The sequence below is a fragment of the Corynebacterium timonense genome, assembly GCF_900105305.1.
Classification (GTDB): Bacteria; Actinomycetota; Actinomycetes; order Mycobacteriales; family Mycobacteriaceae; genus Corynebacterium; species Corynebacterium timonense.
Genome location: NZ_LT629765.1, coordinates 1,288,449 through 1,309,523, shown reverse-complemented (window position 1 = coordinate 1,309,523; position 21,075 = coordinate 1,288,449). Strand labels below are relative to the sequence as shown.

Below are 21,075 nucleotides of genomic sequence, written 5' to 3'. Positions count from 1 at the left end.
GTGACCGCTATGCCTGCGGGAAGAGCGTGTGCGCACAGAAAGTTAACAGAAAATGTCTTCTTTCCCCATCATGTGTGGTGAAATATAGCGAAACTCAGGTGTGCGTTTTGACACACTCAGGTTTGTTTCCCGACTACACCACCGCGCACCGACGCGCGAGCAGCAAAGGAGGAGCTGTGCGCTTCACTAAAGCAGCAGCAGTTATCGCAGCCAGCGGCCTGACACTTGGCCTCGTCGCTTGCGGCGACTCTGGGTCCGAGGAGGCACAGGGCGGCGACGGCGGCGAAGGAGGCAACGGCGGCGGCAGCAACTACGTCACCGTCTACGGCACCGAGCCGCAAAACCCCCTAGTCCCGGGCAACACCAATGAGAACGGTGGCGGGCGCATCGTTGACATGATCTACGCCGGCCTGAAGTACTACGACAGCGAGGGCGTGTCCCACAACGACCTCGCCGAGTCGATCGAGCTGGAGGGCGAGAAGACCTACCGCGTCACCCTGCGCGAGGACGCGATGTGGTCCGACGGCACCCAGGTGACGGCCGATCACTTTGTCGACGCGTGGAACTACACCATGAAGGAAGCCCTGCTCGCCGCCTCTTTCTACGCGCCGATCCTCGGCTTCGAGGAAGGCAAGGAAGCGATGGAGGGTCTGCAGGTTGTCGACGAGCGGACCTTCACCATTGAGCTCGAGCAGCCGGAGGCTGACTTCCCCGAGCAGCTCGGCTACTCCGCCTTCTTCCCGTTGCACCCCTCTGCGTACGACGACATCGCCGCCTACGGCGAGAATCCGGTAAGCAACGGGCCGTACACCCTCACCGAGTGGAACCACAACCAAGACGCGACCATCGTCCCCAACGAGGAGTACAACGGTGAGCGCAAGGTGAACAACGACGGCATCACCTTCGTCTTTTACGCCCAGCAGGACGCCGCCTACGCCGACCTTTTGGCCGGAAACCTCGACGTGCTGGACGCCATCCCGGACTCCGCGTTTGCCACCTTCGAAGACGAGTTGGGAGAGCGTGCCGTCAACCAGCCGGCAGCGATCTTCCAGTCCTTCACCATCCCGGAAAACCTCGAGCACTTCTCCGGCGAGGAAGGCAAGCTGCGCCGCCAGGCGATCTCGCGCGCGATCGACCGCCAGCAGATTACCGACACCATTTTCGAGGGCACCCGCACCCCGGCCACCGACTTCACGTCCCCGGTCATCCCGGGCCACTCGGACAGCCTCGAGGGCGCCGAGGTCCTCGAGTACGACCCCGAGGAGGCCAAGCGTCTCTGGGAGGAAGCGGACGCTATCTCGCCGTTCACCGGCGAGTTCACCATCTCCTACAACGCCGATGGCGGCCACCAGGCATGGGTCGACGCCGTGGCGAACCAGATCCGCAACACCCTGGAGATCGACGCGGTGGGCAACCCCTACCCGGACTTCAAGTCGTTGCGCGACGAGGTGACCGGCCGCACCATCGCCGGGGCGTTCCGTACCGGCTGGCAGGGTGACTTCCCGCTGCTGAGCAACTTCCTCACCCCGCTCTACGCCACGGATGCCAGCTCCAACGACGGTGACTACTCCAATCCCGACTTCGACGCTCTGTTGAACGATGCAGCGAGCGCAGCGAGCGCGGAGGAGGCCACCCCGCTCTACAACCAGGCGCAGGAGATCCTGCTCCAGGACCTGCCCGCCATCCCGCTGTGGTACTCCAACGTCACGGGCGGCTCCTCCGAGCAGGTGGACAACGTCACCTTTAGCTGGAAGTCGCAGCCCGTCTACTACGAGATCACGAAGAACTAATCTCGTGGCCTAATCAACCTCTCTCACCCCTCCGGCCCGCCGGTGGGGTGTTTGGCGTTGTCCACCCCACACCCCCACACTCACGCTTATTAAGGTTAAGGAGAGCCCGCAAACATGTTGCGCTATATCGGGCGACGGCTGCTCCAGATGATCCCGGTGTTTTTCGGCGCCACGCTGCTTTTGTACGCGCTGGTGTTCCTCATGCCGGGCGACCCCGTTGCCGCCCTCGGCGGCGACCGCGGTCTGTCGGACGCAGCGCGCGCACGCATCGAGGCCGAATACAACCTCGACAAACCGTTCATTGTCCAGTACTTGCTCTACCTCAAGGGGATCTTTACCGGAGACTTTGGCACCACGTTCTCCGGCCAACCCGTCTCCTCCGTCATGGCGCAAGCGTTCCCGGTGACGGTGAAACTCGGGCTCATGGCCCTCGCCTTCGAGGCGGTTTTTGGCATCATCTTCGGCGTGATCGCCGGTGTGCGCCGCGGCGGCATCTTCGACTCGACCATCCTGGTCGCCTCCCTCGTGGTCATCGCGGTGCCCTCCTTCGTCATCGGCTTCGTCTTGCAGTACGTCGTGGGCGTCCAATGGGGCCTGTTGCCCGTGACGGTGGGCCGCAACGAAAGCGTCGAGGCTCTCCTCATGCCGGCAGTCGTGCTCGGCGCGCTCTCGTGCGCCTACGTGGTCCGGTTGACTAGGCAGTCGGTGAGCGAGAACATGCGGGCGGACTACGTGCGCACCGCCCGGGCGAAGGGCCTGGGCGGGGGACAGGTGATGACGCGGCACGTCCTGCGCAACTCGCTCATCCCCGTGGTCACTTTCCTCGGCGCGGACCTCGGCGCGCTTATGGGCGGGGCGATTGTCACCGAGGGCATCTTCGGCATCAACGGCGTCGGCGGCACGATTTATCAGGCCATCATCAAGGGCGAGCCGGCGACCGTGGTGTCGTTTACCACCGTGCTCGTCATCGTCTACATCGTGGCCAACCTCATCGTCGACCTCCTGTACGCCGTTCTCGACCCAAGGATCCGCTATGTCTGACACCACCCCCGACACCACTCCCGCCACCACCCCCGCTTCGCTTCACGACGTCGACGCCCGCCGCGGTCAGCAGTACTTCATCGCGGACTCCGACGAGATCGGACTGGGCGCCGTCGACGCAGTCCCCGATTCGTCTGCGCCGCTGAGCCAATGGGGCGAGGCGTGGCGTTACCTGCGCCGCCGCCCGCTGTTCTGGGTCTCCGCGGTGCTCATCTTCTTCGCCCTCGCGCTGGCCATCGCACCGGGCCTGTTCACCAGTGTTGACCCCCGCGCCTGCGATCTGGCGAACTCGCTGAACGGCCCGAGCAACGGCCACCCCTTCGGTTTTGACCGGCAGGGCTGCGACATCTACTCGCGCACCGTGTACGGCGCCCGTGCCTCGGTGACGGTGGGCGTGCTGACGACGCTGCTGGTGACACTCGTCGGCGGCCTCATCGGCGCGATCGCCGGGTTCTACGGAGGTCTGTGGGACACCATCCTGTCGCGTCTGACGGATATCTTCTTCGCGGTCCCCTTGGTCCTCGCGGCCATCGTGGTGATGTCGATGTTCCAGAACGACCGCTCGGTGTGGATGGTCGTGTTCGCCCTGTCGATGTTCGGCTGGACCCAGATCGCGCGCATCACCCGCGGCGCGGTGCTCGCGGTGAAAAACGACGAGTTCGTCACCGCCGCCCGCGCGCTTGGTGCCTCTGACCTGCGCATCATCGGCTCCCACATCATCCCGAACGCGGCCGCGCCCATCATCGTCTACGCCACGGTCGCGTTGGGCACGTTTATCGTGGCCGAGGCGACGCTGTCCTTCCTGGGCATCGGGCTTCCCTCGACCGTTGTGTCCTGGGGCGGCGACATTTCCGCGGCGCAGGCCTCGCTGCGCACGCAACCGATGGTGCTGTTCTACCCGGCAATTGCTCTAGCCCTGACGGTGCTGAGCTTCATCATGATGGGCGACGCGGTCCGCGACGCCCTTGACCCGAAGGCGCGGAAGCGATGAGTGAGAAAGCGATGAATGACAAGCCCCTGCTCGAGATCGAGGACCTGAAGATCACCTTCGAGTCCACGACCGGCACGGTCGAGGCCGTCCGCGACTTCGACCTGACCATCTATCCTGGCCAGTCCGTCGCCATCGTCGGGGAGTCCGGCTCCGGCAAGTCCACCGCCGCCATGTCGATCCTCGGCCTGCTGCCCGGCACGGGGAAGGTGACCAGCGGGTCGATCAAGCTCGACGGCGAGGAGCTGACGGGCCTCGGCGAAAAGGAATGGCGCGACATCCGTGGCAGCCAGATCGGCCTTGTGCCCCAGGACCCGATGAGCAACCTCAACCCGGTGTGGCGCATCGGCACGCAGGTGGAAGAAGCTCTGCGCGCCAACAACGTGGTGGAGGGCTCCGCGCGCCACGAACGTGTCACCCAGGTGCTCGAGGAGGCTGGACTGCCGGACGCGGAGCGGCGCGCCAAGCAGTTCCCCCACGAGTTCTCCGGCGGTATGCGCCAGCGCGCGCTCATCGCGATTGGCCTGGCCGCCCGGCCGAAGCTGCTCATCGCCGACGAGCCCACCTCCGCGCTCGACGTGACGGTGCAGAAGAAGATCCTGGACCACCTCGACGAGCTCACCGAGCAGCTGGGCACAGCCCTGCTGTTTATTACCCACGACCTCGGCCTGGCCGCCGAACGCGCCGATTTCCTCGTGGTCATGCACCGCGGGCGCATCGTGGAGAAGGGGCCGAGCTTAAAGATTCTGCGCAACCCGGGTCACCCGTACACCCAACGGCTGGTCAAGGCCGCCCCATCGCTCGCCTCGGCCCGCATCCAGTCGGCGAAGGCGCGGGGGCTCGCCTCCTCCGAGGCCTTTGCCCGGGAACGCAGCACCACCGACGCTGTTGTGAGTGTGAAAAACCTGGTGAAAGAGTTCGACGTGCGCGGCCAGCGCGGGGACAAGAAGTCTCTGCGCGCCGTCGACGACGTCACGTTCGACCTCCGCCGCGGCTCGACGCTGGCCCTCGTGGGGGAGTCTGGCTCCGGCAAGTCGACCGTGGCGAACATGGTTCTGTCCCTCCTCGAACCCACGAGTGGCCAGGTCCTCTTCGAAGGCCGCGACGTGTCCTCGTTAAAGGGGCGCGAGCTCTTTGACATGCGCCGCAAGATGCAGGTCGTCTTCCAAAACCCCTACGGCTCGCTCGACCCGATGTATTCCATCTATCGCTGCATCGAAGAGCCGCTGACGCTGCACAAGGTGGGCAACCGCAAGGAGCGCGAGGCCCGCGTCGCGGAGCTTCTCGACATGGTGCAGATGCCGCGTTCCGCCATGCGCCGCTACCCGAACGAGCTGTCCGGCGGCCAGTGCCAGCGCATCGCCATCGCGCGCGCCATGGCGCTCGGGCCCGAGGTCATCGTCCTTGACGAGGCCGTCTCGGCGCTCGACGTGCTGGTGCAGAACCAGATCCTCACCCTGCTTACGGACCTGCAGGAGGAGCTTGCGCTGTCGTACCTCTTCATCACCCACGACCTCGCCGTGGTGCGCCAGACCGCCGACGACATCGTGGTCATGCGGCAGGGCAAGGTGGTGGAGCAGGGGCCCGCGGACCAGGTCTTCGACGACCCGCAGCACGAGTACACGCGCAACCTCATCAACTCCGTGCCTGGGCTCAACATCGAGCTCAGCTAGTTATCTGCTCGCCGGGTGAGGCGCCGCCCCGGGGTCCGGGTTGTCGCGTCGCCGGCCTCGTTGCAACCCGCCGTCGAGGCGTTTCGCGGCGCGTATCGACGCCCCCGCGGCGCCCCAGGATGTCTGCGGCCGCGGGAACAGACAGGTGCGCGAGCGGTGCGCACTCCCGCTGGACGCGGTGCAGTGCGCCGTTGTTCGCGCGGCGTGTGTCCTAAGCGGTGTCCTCCGGGGTGTACAGCGACCGTTCACGGTTGCGTTCGATGTTGGGATCGGGGATCGGAATCGCCGACAGCAGCGCCCGGGTGTAGGGGTGCTGGGGGTTGTCGAAGATCTCGTCGGCCTCGCCGAACTCCACAAAGTCGCCCTTGTACATCACGGCCACCCGGTCCGACAGATGGCGCACCACCGAGAGGTCGTGGGCAACGAACAGGTACGACAGGCCGAGCTCGCGTTTGAGCGACTCCAGCAGGTTGATTACGCCCGCTTGGATGGAGACGTCGAGTGCGGATACGGGCTCGTCGAGCACGATGATCTTCGGGTTGGTGGCCAGGGCTCGTGCCAGGCCGATGCGCTGGCGTTGCCCGCCCGAAAAATGGCCCGGAAAGCGGTCGATATGGGATTCATCCAAACCGACGGTGCGCATGAGTTCCGCGACACGTTCGTCTTTGTCATCGTTGTACCCGAGTGCCTCGAGGGGCTCGAGCAGGATCTCTTTGACCGTCATCCGTGGGTTGAGGGAGCTCATGGGGTCTTGGAACACCATCTGCACGTCTCGGCGGGCGCGCTGGCGCTCCTCCCGGCTGAACTTCGCCGCATCCTTGCCGCACAGGACAATTCGGCTTCCCTCTGGGGGATCGAGGTTCATCACCTCCAACAGTGTGGTCGTCTTGCCCGACCCTGATTCGCCGACAATCGCCATGCACTCGCCCGCGCGCAGATCGAAGGAGATGTTCTTTACCGCGTGGACCTCGCCCACTTTGCGCTTGACCAGGGCACCCTTGGTCAGCGGGAACACCTTGGTGAGGTTTTCCACTTCAAGAGTGACTTCGCGTTCGTTGCGGGGAATCCCGGCGAGGGCGTCCTCCGGCAGGCGCGGCGCGGGGTAGAGAGGCCGGCCGTTGATCGTGCCGCCGACGATCTCCTTTTCGCGGATGCAGGCCACGTGGTGGGCGGGGTTGTCGTCGAGCGCCACGAGCGGGGGCTCGCCCGCGAGGCAGGCGTCGATAGCAATCGGGCAGCGCGGCGCGAACTGGCAGCGGTTCTGGACATTGATCAGCCGTGGAGGGGACCCCTCAATGAAGGTCAGCGGCTCAGCGGAGGGCTGGTCCACCCGCGGCGTGGACCCCAGCAGGCCGATCGAATACGGCATTCGCGGGGACGAGAACAGGGTGTGCACATCTGCAAGCTCCACGGGGCGACCGCCGTACATCACCAACACGTCGTCGGCGATGTTGGCAACCACGCCCATATCGTGGGTGATCATAATGCAGGCTGCGCCTGTTTCCCGCTGAGCCAGTTTGATCAGATCCAGAATCTGCGCCTGGATCGTCACATCGAGTGCCGTCGTCGGCTCGTCCGCAATGATGACGCTCGGGTTGTTAGCAATCGCGATGGCGATCACCACACGCTGGCGCATCCCGCCCGAGAACTCGTGGGGGAAGGACTTCAAGCGCTTCCGGGGCTCCGGGATACCCACCAGTTCGAGCAGCTCGGCGGCGCGGTCGAGCGCCTGCGCGGTGGAAATCTTTTGGTGCGCCTGGATCGCCTCCACCAGCTGGGTGCCAATGTCGAAGACGGGGGTCAGCGCGGACAGCGGGTCCTGGAAGATCATGCTGATGCCAGCTCCGCGGATGGCGGACATCGCCTTATCGGATTTCCCGAGAAGCTCCTCACCGTTGAACTCGACGGAGCCGCTGACCTTCGCGTACTCAGGCAGAAGGCCCATCACCGCCATCGACGTGACCGACTTTCCGGAGCCGGATTCGCCGACAATGCTCAGGGTTCGTCCCGGGTACAGGTCAAAGTCCACGCCGCGGACCGCGCTGACCGTCCCGGCCTCCGAGGGAAAGGACACCGTGAGGTCGCGGACTTTCAAGACGGGGTGGTCGGGTGTCATGCTTTACCTCCGGAATTCGAGTTCGGATCGAGTGCGTCGCGCAGGCCGTCGGCGATAAACGCCATCGAGATGGTGAGCAGCGTCAAGATCGCGGCGGGGACGTAGAATTGCCACGGCGCGGTGCCCAACGTCGATGTGCCGACCTGCAAGAGGGTGCCCAAAGAGACGTCGGGAAGCTTCACACCCAGCCCTAAAAACGACAGTGCTGTCTCCGACATGATCGTGGCGACGAGCCCCATCATGAACTGGATGATCAACAACGACGCGATATTAGGCAGGATGTGTCGGATCAGGGTGCGCGAACGCGAAACCCCCATGAAATGTGCTGCGCGAACGTAATCGTTTTCTCGCACCGACAGTGACAGCGACCAGATCACGCGAGCGGGGTACATCCAGCCGAACAGGACCAGCACGACGGTGAGCACCTTCCAGTCGCCCCCGGACCCGGAGACCAGCAGGGCGATCATGAGGAAGGTGGGAACCGCCAGCATGAAATGGATGACGGCCAGAACCGTCTTTTCCATCCATCCTCCGTAGAGGGCGGCTCCCGCGCCGATGAGGGCGGACAGGACCGAAATGAGGAGCGAGACCGGGATGGCGATGGTCAACGACCTGCCCAGCCCGTGGGATGCTTGGGTGAACAGGTCGTGGCCCGAGTCTGTCGTGCCGAACCAGTGCTCGGTCGACGGCGCAGTGGACAGGTTGAGAAAGTCCGGCTCGTCGAAGGCCCAGGGGCTAATGATCTGACCGGTCAGGGCCAGCATGACGAGCAGCGCGAAGATGATCAGGCCAACAACTGCCATTTTGTTGCGCATAAAGCGTCGCCGGTAGATCGTGAGCTTGCGCGTGCCCCGGAGCGGGGGAGCGGTGCGCTGGGTTTCGTCGGAGGCGATGCCGTAGGCCTGCGCGCCCGTCTCCGATTGCGGAGTCATGTCGTTGACGGGGAGCGCGGCGGTGGGCGCGTAATCGGTGGGTGGGGTCGTGGGCTCTGAGAGCGAATGCTTGTCAGCCATGTGGTGTCCCTCCTTTAGCTGACGCGGACGCGCGGGTCGAGGGCGACAACGAAAAGATCAGCCAAAATGGCCGAGACTGCGGTCATCGCGGCTCCGAAGGCGGCGACCGCGACGGTTCCGTGGACGTCGTTGCGCGAAATGGTCTGCAAAAAGTACTGGCCCATTCCCTGCCACGCAAAGATCTGCTCGGTCATGACGGCCCCAGTGAAAATGCCGGGAACGGAGAAGGCCACCGACGTCGCCACGGGGATCAGCGATGTGCGCAACGCGTGCTTTCGTACTGCTTGAGCTTTTGTTAGGCCCTTCGCGCGGGCGGTCCGGACGTAGTCGGCGTTGAGGTTGTCCAGCAACAGGGTGCGCTGAAGGAAATGATAACCGGCGTAGGAGATGATGAGCAGCGAGACCGTCGGCAGGATGAGGTGCTGGGCAGAGTCGACAATGCGGTTGAAAAATCCCTCGGTGTCCGGGGACGCTGACCCTGTGACGTAGAAGACGCGCGTGCCGGTCCATTCGTTGATCTTCAAACCCAGCCACACGACGGCGATCGACGCGACGACAACGTGAGTATTCATCGTGATGATGGAAACCGCTTGCCAGGCACGGTCCGCGCGCTTGTACTGACGCGACGCCGTGTAGACACCGATGGCCACGCCGATGACGATGGAAAGAAGGGTGGCCAGGAGCGTCAACTGCGCTGACACCCAGATGCGGAAGGAAATTTGCTCGTTCACCGAGTCGCCGAGCGGGGACAGCCCCCAATCCCAGCGCGTGAGGATACCGGTGAGCCACGTCCACCACCGTTCAAGAATTGGGGTGCCCGGGCTGAGGTTGAGGGGAGTGAGCAGACTGTCGATCTCTTCCGCGGAAAGGGGAGGGCGACGGCCCGCGTAGTTCGAGCGGGGGTCGAGAAAAAAGCTCGCGAGGAAGAACGTCAGGTTCGTGGCGAGAAAGACGATGACTGTCCAACTGAGAAGTTTTCGGAGGAGGTATCGGAACATTGTGGGTTCTCACGTAGCAGTACGGTTGCGGGGATGGAGACGGGCCGGGGACATGCGACGACGGGCTCGGAGAAAGAAGAACCGCCCGGAGAGCGGTGCGGGCGGTTCTCGGGCTCAGGTGACAGTTATCCGCGCACTCCCGCGGCGGAAGTGTTCTATTTCGCCCAGCCGACGTTTTCGAGCGGAAGCACTCCGAAGGACATGGCGCCGAAGTTCGCCAGCCCCTTCTTCGTGGCCACCATGTCGGGGCCGTTGGCGTACGGCATGATGCCGAACTCGCCAAAGGCCTCCTTCTCCAGCTCGTTGGAGCGCTTGATCTGCTCGTCCGGGTCGGAGATCTGCTGGAGTTCCTCGATCTTCTGGTCCATCTCCGGGGAGCCCGTGCCCGACTTGTTCAGCTCGGAGTCGGACGCGTAAATCTGCCCGAAGTACGCCACTCCGAACGGGTCGGAGCTGCTGAAGCCCATCATGAACAGGTCGAAGTCCCGGTTAGCCGTGACCTCGGAGAAGTCCGAGGACGGGCGTTCTTCGATTGTGACGTCGACGCCGACCTGCTTGAGCATTGCCTGAACGGCCGACGTCGTGGCCTGGACCATCGGGGAATCGCCGAGGGTGACGTAGCGCACCGACAGGGGCTGGCCATCCTTGGCGTAGATGCCGTCGCTGCCCTGGGTGTAGCCGGCCTCTTCCAGCAACTGCTTCGACTTTTCCTGGTCGTACTGGACAACGGCGCCGAAGTTGTCCTCGTAGCCTTCTTGGGTCTGGAACAGGCTGAAGGAGCCGGGGAGTTCCTCGGTGTAGTCAAGGCCCTGGAAGCGGATCGCCGCGAGCTGCTCGCGGTCGATGCCGCGCATAATAGCTTCGCGCACCTTCGGGTCTTCGAGCCCCGGCGCGGTCGCGTTGATGGTGAGCAGGTAGTTCGACGGGCGCAGTGCGGCGCGGATGTCCACTTGGTCACCCATCTCCTTGGCGGTGTTGTAGCGGTCGCGGGTGGCCACCCCGGTCGCGTCGATCTCGCCGGCGCGGAAGGCGTTGAGCGACGCCTGGTCCTCCATCGCCCGCAGCGTGATTTTCTCGAGCTTCGCCGGCTCACCCCACCACTTCTCGTTGCGAACGAAGGTCACGGTGCCGCCGTTGGGGTCAAAGCTGTCCACCTTCATGGGACCTGCTCCCCACTCCGGGTGCAGCTGCTTGATGTAGGCATTCATGAACGTGTCGGCGTCCTGGATCTGTGGCGGGACGAGCTCGCCGAACAGGCCCTGCCACCACGGGTACGCCTGCTTGAAGGTGACCACAGCGGTCTTGTCGTCGGCGCCCTTTTCCACGGATTCGATCAACTCGTACCCATCGGTTGAGTTGACCTGCACGCCCTCCATCGTGCCGTTGTTGAACTTCCACGTGTTCTCGAAGGCCGTCCAGTCGATGGCGGTGCCGTCGTTGTACGTCGCGTCCGGGTGGATCGTGTAGGTGACCTGCGTCTTCCCGTCGACCTCCTCGTCGTTGACCTCGGTGAGGTAGGCGGGGTTGGGGTGCCAGGTGCCGTCGCCGTCGAAAAGCGAAAGCTGCGGGTTGTACTTCGTCCACACGTTGCGCGTGTAGAGGTTCATGTTTGCGTGGAAGACGTTCTGTTGCTCGGCGATCTCGGTGATCGCCAGGGTGAGCTCCCCGCCGTCCTGAATCTGGTCGCGCTCCATCGGGTTGTAGTCACCCGCGGCTTTGATCTCGACGCCGCCGGCCTGCGAGCCAGAGCCGTTGTTTGCCTCGTTTGATTCGCTGGCGTTGGAGCCGGCCGTCGTCCCCTCGGCGGAATTGCCTTCTGCGGAGGAGTCGTCGGAGCAGGAGGCGAGGGTCAAAGACAGCGCGGAGATGCCCACGAGGGCGGCAGTCCGGAGGCGAATCTTCATAGTGTGATCCTTTCTCGGTGAGTGGTTCATTAGAACTTAACCCATCTATGCCGTGTGTCACACTGAAATCAGTAAATAATTTGAATCACGTCCCAGTGTGGGAACAAAAATCCCGGCACCCGAGATGCGGGGGTGCCGGGAAAGTGGGCCGGCGTTAGCCGGCGGGGGCGAGCTCGACGCTGTCCGCCCAGGTGAGGTCGATGCCGAGGGTGCGCAGCCAGCGCATGGCGTCGTCGTCGTGACGCGTGATCCCCTCGACCGCGTTGAGGGTGACGTCGATGGCCTTCTCGGCCTCTTCGGCGGTGATGAGGCCCGCGGACGTCGCGGCGGCGAGCTCGTCGATGTCGAGGACGTCAATCGGGTTGCCGGTCAGGGAGACGAGGTCGACGTACAGGTCGCGGGTGCGCCACACCCCGCCGTCGACGTCAATGTCGGCGACGTCGAAGTAGAAGTCCTGCTCCGCCTCGACGCCCTCGCGGAAGTGGAAGATGTTCGCGCGCAGACCCAGCTCGGGAAGCAGCCAGCTTTCGAGGTACCCGAACTTCGGGTGGTTGGCCCCGCGTGCCATATAGAGGCCGAAGTCGGTCACCTGGAAGGTGTCCACCTCGCGAAGGAAGCCCTTCGGGTCGGTGTTGGTGTTCGACGTCGTGTCAAAAGTCTCCTGCTTCACGGGGTGAAGGTCAGTGCTCATGATTACCTCACGATGAAACTAGCTACGGTCGGGGCAAAAAGACAGGTGTTGCCGGTCGTGCGGACGTTGCCTGCCACGGCGGCGAGCACGTGGCCGGGGCCGGTGTCTGCGGTCCCGGACAAGGTTGCCGGTCCTGTTGGGTTTATCCCATTGTTACCTAAGGGCGTTACGCCCGTTCGGCCGCTGGATACGTTGACCCAGTACACGTCCATCCCGCCCTGGTGCTCGGCCGCGGGCGGGGTGCCCAGCGCCGTAAAGACGAAGGCGGCGTGACCGGCCGGGGCTCCGGGTGCCGGGATCTCGGCGGGGCCCGGCACGGCGATGGCGGAGGCCGTGGAGTGGAGGCCGGGGCCTATGCAGTTGGGTGAGACGGTCGGCCAGAAGAACTGGCTGAACGTCGGGGCGTCCCCTGGGAGGGCGGGCCCGCCGGTCTCGCCCCCGCCGCCGTAGAAGTCCACCGCGGCGCGCAGCGCGTCGGCCACGGGGCCCGGCACGAAGGGCTGGTCGGCGAAGTGGTGCACGGCGTCGATCACCGGCTGGGTAGGGCGGCCGAGCTCGTCGAGGAGGGGAGTAGTGGAGTGGGCGGCCGCACTCGGGGTACCGGCCGCGGCGAGGGCGAGGGCGGTTGCGCCCGCGAGGAGGCGAGGCGCGCGGCGCGCATGGTGGTGGGGCACGGTGGAATCCTTTGTGGGCAGAAAATGTAGACAGGAGTTGACTTGTGTACCTACTGTCACGATAGTCTCTTCAGTCTGTGCGTCAAGCGGAATAGTGGGAGACGTTCTCGGCGGCTACCACCGACGACAATGCGTTATTGCTGTACGAGGGGTAGGGTTTAAGCGTTCTTTACACCCCACCTCCAAAGGAGTACGGAGTCAGTGTCGCACCCTGAATTTCGCAACGTCGCCATCGTGGCGCACGTCGACCACGGCAAGACCACCCTCGTCAACGCCATGCTGGAACAGTCCGGCGTGTTCGGCGACCACGGCGAGCACGGCGATCGTGTCATGGACTCGGGCGAGCTCGAATCCGAGCGCGGCATCACCATCCTCGCCAAAAACACGGCGATCCGCCGCGCCGGGAAGGGCAAAGATGGTGGCGACCTCGTCATCAACGTCATCGACACCCCCGGCCACGCGGACTTCGGCGGAGAGGTCGAGCGCGGCCTGTCCATGGTCGACGGCGTCGTCCTGCTCATCGACGCCTCGGAAGGGCCCCTGCCTCAGACCCGCTTCGTGCTGGGCAAGGCGCTCGAGGCGAAAAAACCCGTCATTATCTGCGTGAACAAGACCGACCGGCCCGACGCGCGCATTGACGAGGTCGTCGAGGAAGCACAGGACCTTCTCCTCGAACTCGGCGCGGGGCTTGAGGACCCAGAGGCCGCCGAGGCCGCGGAGAACCTCCTCGAGCTGCCCGTCCTGTACACCTCCGGCCGCGCCGGCCGCGCCAGCCTGAGCAACCCGGGCAACGGGCAGCTGCCGGACAACGACGATCTGCAGCCGCTTTTCGACGTCATCTACGACGTCCTCCCCGAGCCCTCCGCCGACCTGGACGCTCCTTTCCAGGCGCAGGTGACCAACCTGGACTCCTCGTCCTTCCTGGGTCGCATCGCGCTGATCCGCGTCTACCGCGGCTCGGTGAAAAAGGGCGATACCGTCGCGTGGGTGCACTACGACGCTGACGGTGAGCAGCAGGTCAAAAACGTCAAGATCGCCGAGCTGCTCGTAACTGAGGGGCTGGACCGCGTGCCGGCGACCGGCGAGGTCGTCGCGGGCGACATTGCGGCAGTGTCCGGCATTGACGAGATCATGATCGGCGACACCCTCGCGGACGTCGACAACGTCGAGGCCCTGCCGCGTATCACCGTCGACGACCCTGCGATCTCCATGACCATCGGTGTGAACACGTCGCCGATGGCTGGCCGCAATGGTGGCGACAAGCTCACGGCCCGGCTGATCAAGGCGCGTCTGGAGCAGGAGCTCATCGGTAACGTCTCCATCAAGGTGCTGCCGACGGATCGCCCGGACGCCTGGGAGGTCCAGGGCCGCGGCGAGATGGCGCTGACCGTGCTCATCGAGACCATGCGCCGCGAGGGCTTTGAGCTCACGGTGGGCAAGCCGCAGGTGGTGACGAAGGAGGTTGACGGCAAAACCTTCGAGCCCTACGACCACATGATCATCGACGTTCCGGCCGAGCACCAGGGCGCGGTCACGCAGCTCATGGCCACCCGCAAGGGCCAGATGACCGCGATGAGTAACGCCGGCTCCGGCGACTGGGTGCGCATGGAGTTCGACGTGCCCGCCCGAGGCCTGATCGGCTTCCGCACCACCTTCCTCACCGAGACCCGCGGCGCGGGCATCGCCAACTCGTACTCGATCGAGCACCGCCCGTGGGCTGGCGAGATCAAGGGGCGCCCGACGGGCTCCCTCGTCGCCGACCGCTCCGGGCAGGTCACCGCCTACGCACTGCAGCAGCTCGCCGACCGCGGCGATTTCTTTGTGGAGCCGGGCGCGGAAACCTATGAAGGCATGGTCGTCGGTGCGAACACCCGCGACGAGGACATGGACATCAACATCACCAAGGAAAAGAAGCTCACCAACATGCGTTCGGCCACCGCCGACGCCACGGTGACGCTGGCGAAGGCCCGCACCCTCTCCCTCGATGAAGCGATCGAGTTCTGCGACGAGGACGAGTGTGTGGAGGTCGCGCCCGAGGCGATGCGCGTGCGCAAGATCATCCTCAACTCCACCGAGCGCGGCCGTGCCCGTTCCCGCGCGAAGCAGATGAACAAGTAACATCTCGGGGAATGACACCCCTGCGCCCCGTCGCGGCGGCCCTCGCCGCGTGCCTCCTCGTCGCTGGCGTCGCCGCCTGCTTGGCGGCGCCGGGCCCGCCGCCGTTGGCGGAGGAGGGAGACACGGCCGCAAAGACCGAGACCGAGACGGGCACCCCAACGGACACGCCCACCCTGCGCACCCGCACCCAAGTGCAGGTGGGGGTCGATCGGCTGCGCAACGGGCTTAACCCCCACCTTGTGGATGACGAATCTGAGGTGGTGCGCGACGTCGCTAAGCTTGTGCTTCCGAGCGCCTTCGTGGACGGGGTGCGCGACCCCGACGTGCTGGAGGCGGCCACGGTCCTGCCCACGACCCCCGCGCCGGGGATCGCGATGACCGTGCGCTACGTCATCGCCGATGAGGCGCAGTGGTCGGACGGCACTCCCATCACCGGCGCTGATTTTGTCTACCTGTGGCGGGGCATGTCCTCGACCCCGGGGGTCGTGGACCCGGCCGGCTACCGGGCGATCGCGCAGGTGCGCGTGCTGGGGGAGAGGGGCAAGACGGTCGACGTCGACTTTCGCGCCCCCGTGCGGGAGTGGACAGCGCTGTTCGATTTTCTCCTCCCGTCCCACGTGCTGGCCGTGGACGCCTCCGACTTCGCGACAGCGTTGAGCGAGACAATCCCGGCCTCGGCGGGCCGCTACATGGTGGCTAACGTCGACCGCGGCCGCGGCACGCTCACGCTCAACCGCAACGACCGCTACTGGGGCCCCGACCCCGCGCACATCGACATCCTCACCCTCGCCAGCGTGCGCGAGACCACGCAGCTGGCCGACCAGCTGCGCGTGGGGCAGCTCGCGTTCGTGGACAAGGCGCCGAAGGAAACCACCGGCACCGTCCTGTCCCTCGTCCCCGGCGTGCAGACGCGCTTCGTCGACGGGCCCCGCACCCTCGGCGTCACCCTGTCGGTGTCCTCGCAGCTTCTGGGCACGCTCGAGGCGCGCGAGGAGCTTCGCTCGCTTATCGACGTCCCCCTCCTCGCCCGGGTCGCCGCCGGCCGCACCTCCGACCTGCCCGTCGCCGAGCACAGGCCGGTCTCGCAGGAGGAACCGGCGATCCTGCCGGGCCTCGTGCGGTCCCACCACCCGGTGCGGGTGGGCGCTGACCCCTCCGACGCGGAAGCGGCGGCGGCGGCCCGTTCGCTCGTGGACATCCTCGCGTCCCGCGGGGTCGACGCGCAGGTCGTCTCCACCGACACCCGCAGCCTGACCGCTGAGTCGCTGCCGTCGGGCGTCGTCGACGTCGTCGTGGGCTGGGCGACGAACACTGGCACCGCGCCGGCGCTGGCGGGGCGCCTGTACTGCCAGCCGGAGACGCACCGGGCGGGCAACCTGTCGGGCCTGTGCACCAGTGAGACGGAGGCCGTGGCGGACGACATCCTGGCGGGCCGGCTGCGGGGCGCGCCGGCGAGGGCCGCCGTGGCCGAGGCGCTCGACGCGGCGGCGGTGTGGGTCCCGGTGCTCCACGAGCGGCGCATCCACGGTCTCACCGGCGGTATCGTGGGCCCGTCGCCGGACCTGGAGCAGTGGCCTGGGGGGCTGGCCACCGCCGCGCAGTGGCGCATGGGCGCACCGGATCCGGAGCAGGCACCCAACTAGAGAGAGCGAGAGCGAGAGAACAGACATGAACGTGGACCACAGGCAGCGCGACCTGCAGCGCGATCTCGAGGGTTACCGGGTGGTGGCGGTGCACGCCCACCCCGACGACGAATCGATCTCCACCGGCGGCGCGCTCGCCGACCTGTCCCGTCGAGGGGCTGACGTGCTCGTGGTCACGTGCACCCTCGGCGAGGAAGGCGAGGTGATCGGCCCGACGTATTCCCAGCTCGTCGCCGACTGTGCCGACCAGCTCGGCGGCTTCCGCATCCACGAGCTTCACGCCGCGCTCGCGGCACTGGGGGTGCGCGGGGTCTTCCTCGGCGGCGCCGGGCGCTTCCGCGACAGCGGGATGGCCGGCTCGGAGGCGAGCCGCGACCCGCGCGCTTTTGTGAACAGCGGGCAGGTGGCAGTGGATGCTCTCGCCGACATCTTCGCCGCGCAGCGCCCCCACCTTGTGATCACCTATGACCCGCACGGCGGCTACGGCCACCCGGATCACATCCGTGCCCACGAGGTCGCGCACGCCGCGGCGGAGGCAACCGGCGTGCCGCGGCTGGTGTGGGCGGCCCGGTTGCGCTCCGAGCTGGAAGGCGGGCTGCCCGCGCGGGCGCCGCGGGGTTGGCGGCTGCCCGAGCCCGGCGAGCTCGACGCCGTCGACGCCACCGATACGTGGGTGGACCTCGACGAGGCCACCTACGCCGCGAAGGTTGCGGCGATGCGCGCCCACGCGACTCAGATTTGGGTCGCCGACGGCTCCGCGTCGGAGACGAACCCGGAGGCGGTGCTGGCAGAGGGTGACCTCACGGCGTACGCGTTGTCGAACCTGATAACCCAGGTGATCACGCGCCGCGAACACTACCGCAGCGGAGCGGGCGTTCCGCTCGTGCCTGGCGGCGGCCTGCTTGAGGGGGTCGAGCGGTGATTGAGCCTGTCGTGCGCGACGACTTCAGCCGCGGCGAGGCGGTTGGCGGCCTCGTCTGGCTCAGCGTGGGCGCGGCCCTTTCCGCGCTGCTGGAGGTTGTCTACCTCCAGGCGACGATCTTCGGGGTGCCGTTCCCGCTGTCGGTCGTCATCGCGGCGCTGTTCAACGCGGTTTTGACGCGGACCGCGCGCCTGTGGTCGCCCAACCCCGCGGTGGCGCTCGTTCCCTTCTTCGTGTGGATGGGTACGCTGTTCCTCCTCATGTTCGCGGTGCCGGGAACGGGGGCGAGCCTCGTGCCGCACAGCCTGCTGACGATGCTGCTTCTCCTCGCCGGCTCCGCAGGAGCCGTTTGGCCTCTTGTTCGGCCCAAGTGACATAATGGCCCCATGACTTACGTGATTGCCCAGCCCTGTGTGGACGTGATGGACCGCGGCTGCGTAGAAGAGTGCCCCGTGGACTGCATCTACGAAGGCAAGCGCATGCTTTATATTCACCCCGACGAGTGCGTCGACTGCGGCGCGTGCGAGCCCGCCTGCCCCGTCGAGGCCATCTTCTACGAGGACGACACCCCGGACGAGTGGAGCGAGTACTACGACGCCAACGTCGGTTTCTTCGACGACCTGGGATCTCCGGGCGGCGCTGCCAAGACGGGCCCGCAGGACTTCGACCACCCCTTCGTCGCCGCCCTGCCGCCCCAGAACCAGGACTAGGACTAGGTCTAGGCCACATTCGACGGGAGGAGTATTGCGTTGATCGACCGCACACCGCTGGGACACCGTCTGCCCGACTTCCCGTGGGACACCATTGCCGACGTCAAGGAGGCGGCGTCGCGCCACCCGGGCGGTCTCATTGACCTGTCCGTGGGCACGCCCGTCGATGCCGTCGATCCCGCGATCCAGCTCGCGCTCTCCGAAAACGCGGCCGCACCTGGGTACCCGCAGACGGCGGGCACGCCCGAGCTGCGCCGCGCCATTGTCGACGCCTTGGCGCGGCGCTACAACGCCGGCGGGTTGTCGCCGGAGTCCGTCCTGCCGGTGGTGGGCACGAAGGAAGCGATCGCCTGGCTGCCGACCACCCTCGGTCTGCGCGGGGCAACCGTGGTTATCCCCGAGGTGGCGTACCCCACCTACGAGGTCGGCGCCCTCATCGCTGGCTGCGAGGTCGTGCGCTCGGACGAGCCGGTCGCCGGGGCGTCGCTCGTCTTCGTGAATTCACCGTCGAACCCGACGGGGCGGGTGCGCTCCGTCGAGGAGATGCGCCGGTGGGTTGCCTTCGCTCGCGAGACCGGCGCGATCATCGCATCCGACGAGTGCTACATGGGCTTGCCGTGGTCGACGGAGCCCGTCTCGCTCCTCGATCCCAGGGTCACCGACGGCGATAACTCGAACGTGCTGGCCATCCACTCGCTGTCCAAGACGTCGAACATGGCGTCCTACCGCGCCGGCTTCATCGCGGGCGACGAAAAGCTGGTCCAAGAGCTGCTCCTTGTGCGCAAGCACGCGGGTCTCATCGTCCCCGGGCCGGTCCAACACGCGATGGTTGCGGCGCTGAACCAGGATAGCCATGAGCAGCTGCAGCGCGCGACCTACGCCACCCGCCGCGCCGTGCTTCTCAAGGCCCTGCTGTCCGCAGGCTTCGCCGTCGACGATTCGGAGGCGGGCCTGTACCTGTGGGCACGCCGTGAGGGCGCGGACGCGCGCGAGAGCCTCGCCTGGCTCGCGGAGCGCGGCATCCTCGCAGCCCCGGGCGATTTTTACGGCCCAGCGGGGCGCAACCACGTGCGCGTCGCGCTGACGGCGACCGATACGAAGATTCAGGAAGCAGCGACGCGTCTTTTGGGATAACGGGAGCAGCGGGGGCTAGGATATGCGGGTTAACACCCGATGAACCCGCCGACAGGGAAGGACACCAATGACGCCGACCCGCACCACCCCGCCGCGAATGCACGGAGGGAGCACTGCCCTGACGATGCGCCTGCGAGCGGGGCTCCGCGAGTTCCTGCGCTTCGGCATCGTCGGCGGGTCGGGCGTCGTGGTGAACCTCGTGGTCTTCTACGTGGCCAAGAAGCTGCTCGAGAACGGCTTTTCGACGCATGAAGCCGACGTCTTTTTCAACCTCCTCGGCACCCGGTGGAACGTGCGCTGGTACCACGTGCTGGCCACCATCTCGTTTCTCACGGCGAACCTATGGAACTACCAGCTCAACCGGTCGTGGACCTTCCGCGACGTGCCCAAGCGGGCGTGGCTGCAGGGGTTCGTTCCCTTCCTCGCCGCGGGGCTCGGCTCCTTCTTGATCTCGCTGGCCTTCCTCACGTTGTTTATGAACCCGACATCGCCGATCGCGCTGCCGAGCGAGATCTTCGACGACTCGACGGGCTTTCGCACCAAGTCGTACTGGGCCCAGGCGTTGGCGACCGTGATTGCTACGCCCGCGAACTTCATCATCAATAAGTTCTGGGCCTTTGGAAAGCCGAAGGTCGCGCCCCTCCACCGCGTGGTGTAGGCGCGCGACCTTCGGCTGCCGCGGGCGGCACGGTTAGTTCTTATGCAGGTCCTCGTTGAGCTCGATGCCCGCGGCCGCGACGGCCTCGACCGCACCAGTCAGCGAGTTGCGGCGGAACTGCAGGCCGTTCGCCCCGGAAAGCTCTCGAGCCTTGACGGTCGCGCCCGCGCTGTGGCCCAAAGCTTCCGCGACGGGCGCGGTGAGCGTGACCTTGGTGCCAGCGGTGACGTAGAGGCCGGCTTCGACAATGCAGTCGTCGCCAAGCGAAATACCCACTCCTGCGTTGGCGCCGAGGAGGCAGCGCTCGCCAAGGGTGATGGTTTCCTTGCCTCCGCCGGACAGCGTGCCCATGATGGAGGCGCCGCCGCCGATATCGGTGCCGTCGCCCACGGTGACGCCGGCGGAGATGCGGCCCTCGACCATGGAGGCGCCGAGGGTACCAGCGTTGAAGTTCACGAAGCCCTCGTGCATCACGGTGGTGCCCTCGGCCAGGTGGGCGCCGAGGCGGACTCGGTCGGCGTCGCCGATGCGCACGCCGGAGGGCACGACATAGTCGACCATGCGGGGGAACTTGTCGACGGAGAAGACGACGACGGGGCCGCGGGCGGCGAGGCGGCCGCGGGTCATCTGGAAGTCCGAGACGGCGCAGGGGCCGTAGTTCGTCCACACCACGTTGGCCAGGAGCCCGAACACGCCGTCCATGTTCGCGCCGTGGGGCGCGACGAGGCGGTGGGAGAGCAGGTGCAGCCGCAGATAGACGTCGTAGGCGTCGACCGCCGGTGCGGAAAGGTCCTCGATCGAGGTTTCCACCGCGACACGGGCCACACCGCGGTCCTCGTCGGGGCCGACGAGGTGGGCAAAGCGGGCGTCCGGCTCCTCCAGCCGCTCGGTGCCGGTGTGGGAGACCGGCTCGCCCAGCTTGGGAGCCGGGAACCACACGTCGAGGACAGTACCGTCGTAAGTCACCGTGGCAATGCCACGCGCGTTCGCTGAAGTCATAGC

At 66.1% G+C, this 21,075-nt stretch carries 18 protein-coding genes; 11 read left to right on the top strand and 7 right to left on the bottom strand.

What is annotated here, in order from left to right; genetic code table 11:
* The first annotated feature begins 176 nt into the window (after positions 1-176).
* The 4 genes from BLT81_RS06155 to BLT81_RS06140 all read left to right on the top strand — a co-directional run bounded on the left by BLT81_RS06155 (position 177) and on the right by BLT81_RS06140 (position 5,492).
* Positions 177-1,790 carry a peptide ABC transporter substrate-binding protein gene (locus tag BLT81_RS06155; RefSeq protein ID WP_019194089.1) on the top strand — a complete coding sequence of 538 codons (1,614 nt, stop codon included), beginning with the start codon at positions 177-179 and terminating at the stop codon, positions 1,788-1,790.
* Positions 1,791-1,904: 114 nt separating this feature from the next.
* Entirely contained in the window at positions 1,905-2,831 is a 927-nt protein-coding gene (locus BLT81_RS06150; RefSeq protein WP_019194088.1) for an ABC transporter permease, read from the top strand.
* Positions 2,824-3,822, top strand: a complete 999-nt coding sequence (locus tag BLT81_RS06145; RefSeq protein WP_019194087.1) for an ABC transporter permease — start codon at positions 2,824-2,826, stop codon at positions 3,820-3,822. The genes BLT81_RS06150 and BLT81_RS06145 overlap by 8 nt, the downstream gene beginning before the upstream one ends.
* Entirely contained in the window at positions 3,819-5,492 is a 1,674-nt protein-coding gene (locus tag BLT81_RS06140) for a dipeptide ABC transporter ATP-binding protein (protein ID WP_019194086.1), read from the top strand. Before BLT81_RS06145 ends, BLT81_RS06140 begins: the two co-directional genes overlap by 4 nt.
* A 211-nt stretch (positions 5,493-5,703) precedes the next feature.
* Here the strand turns inward: BLT81_RS06140 and BLT81_RS06135 are convergent, their stop codons facing one another.
* From BLT81_RS06135 to BLT81_RS06110, 6 genes are all read right to left on the bottom strand, one after another.
* A complete protein-coding gene (locus BLT81_RS06135) occupies positions 5,704-7,608 on the bottom strand; it encodes an ABC transporter ATP-binding protein (RefSeq protein ID WP_019194085.1) in 1,905 nt (634 codons plus the stop codon).
* Positions 7,605-8,621, bottom strand: a complete 1,017-nt coding sequence (locus BLT81_RS06130; protein ID WP_019194084.1) for an ABC transporter permease — start codon at positions 8,619-8,621, stop codon at positions 7,605-7,607. The genes BLT81_RS06135 and BLT81_RS06130 overlap by 4 nt, the downstream gene beginning before the upstream one ends.
* Positions 8,622-8,635: 14 nt before the next feature.
* The gene (locus BLT81_RS06125) at positions 8,636-9,619 is read right to left on the bottom strand and encodes an ABC transporter permease (RefSeq protein ID WP_019194083.1); all 984 of its coding nucleotides are present in this window, start codon (positions 9,617-9,619) and stop codon (positions 8,636-8,638) included.
* A gap of 155 nt (positions 9,620-9,774) precedes the next feature.
* Positions 9,775-11,523, bottom strand: a complete 1,749-nt coding sequence (locus tag BLT81_RS06120; RefSeq protein ID WP_019194082.1) for an ABC transporter family substrate-binding protein — start codon at positions 11,521-11,523, stop codon at positions 9,775-9,777.
* Positions 11,524-11,677: 154 nt separating this feature from the next.
* Positions 11,678-12,214, bottom strand: coding sequence for a ribonuclease FAU-1 family protein (locus BLT81_RS06115; RefSeq protein ID WP_019194081.1), 537 nt, complete (start codon positions 12,212-12,214; stop codon positions 11,678-11,680).
* Positions 12,215-12,216: 2 nt separating this feature from the next.
* On the bottom strand, positions 12,217-12,888 hold the full coding sequence (locus BLT81_RS06110; protein WP_019194080.1) for an Rv1157c family protein: 672 nt from the start codon (positions 12,886-12,888) through the stop codon (positions 12,217-12,219).
* Positions 12,889-13,089: 201 nt separating this feature from the next.
* Between BLT81_RS06110 and typA the strand changes: the two genes are divergently transcribed.
* From typA to BLT81_RS06075, 7 genes are all read left to right on the top strand, one after another.
* Positions 13,090-15,006 carry a translational GTPase TypA gene (gene typA / locus BLT81_RS06105; RefSeq protein ID WP_019194079.1) on the top strand — a complete coding sequence of 639 codons (1,917 nt, stop codon included), beginning with the start codon at positions 13,090-13,092 and terminating at the stop codon, positions 15,004-15,006.
* 11 nt (positions 15,007-15,017) lie between these two features.
* Positions 15,018-16,649, top strand: coding sequence for an ABC transporter family substrate-binding protein (locus BLT81_RS06100; protein ID WP_019194078.1), 1,632 nt, complete (start codon positions 15,018-15,020; stop codon positions 16,647-16,649).
* A gap of 25 nt (positions 16,650-16,674) precedes the next feature.
* Complete coding sequence (gene mshB, locus BLT81_RS06095; protein ID WP_019194077.1) at positions 16,675-17,571, top strand: N-acetyl-1-D-myo-inositol-2-amino-2-deoxy-alpha-D-glucopyranoside deacetylase; 897 nt, start codon at positions 16,675-16,677, stop codon at positions 17,569-17,571.
* Complete coding sequence (locus BLT81_RS06090; protein WP_019194076.1) at positions 17,568-17,945, top strand: hypothetical protein; 378 nt, start codon at positions 17,568-17,570, stop codon at positions 17,943-17,945. The genes mshB and BLT81_RS06090 overlap by 4 nt, the downstream gene beginning before the upstream one ends.
* A gap of 12 nt (positions 17,946-17,957) precedes the next feature.
* The gene (gene fdxA, locus BLT81_RS06085; protein ID WP_040421257.1) at positions 17,958-18,281 is read left to right on the top strand and encodes a ferredoxin; all 324 of its coding nucleotides are present in this window, start codon (positions 17,958-17,960) and stop codon (positions 18,279-18,281) included.
* Between the two features lie 42 nt (positions 18,282-18,323).
* Complete coding sequence (dapC, locus tag BLT81_RS06080) at positions 18,324-19,415, top strand: succinyldiaminopimelate transaminase (protein ID WP_040421327.1); 1,092 nt, start codon at positions 18,324-18,326, stop codon at positions 19,413-19,415.
* Between the two features lie 67 nt (positions 19,416-19,482).
* On the top strand, positions 19,483-20,073 hold the full coding sequence (locus tag BLT81_RS06075; protein WP_081582909.1) for a GtrA family protein: 591 nt from the start codon (positions 19,483-19,485) through the stop codon (positions 20,071-20,073).
* A gap of 33 nt (positions 20,074-20,106) precedes the next feature.
* Here BLT81_RS06075 and dapD read toward each other — a convergent pair whose 3' ends face one another.
* Complete coding sequence (gene dapD, locus BLT81_RS06070; protein ID WP_019194072.1) at positions 20,107-21,072, bottom strand: 2,3,4,5-tetrahydropyridine-2,6-dicarboxylate N-succinyltransferase; 966 nt, start codon at positions 21,070-21,072, stop codon at positions 20,107-20,109.
* Positions 21,073-21,075 lie beyond the last annotated feature (3 nt).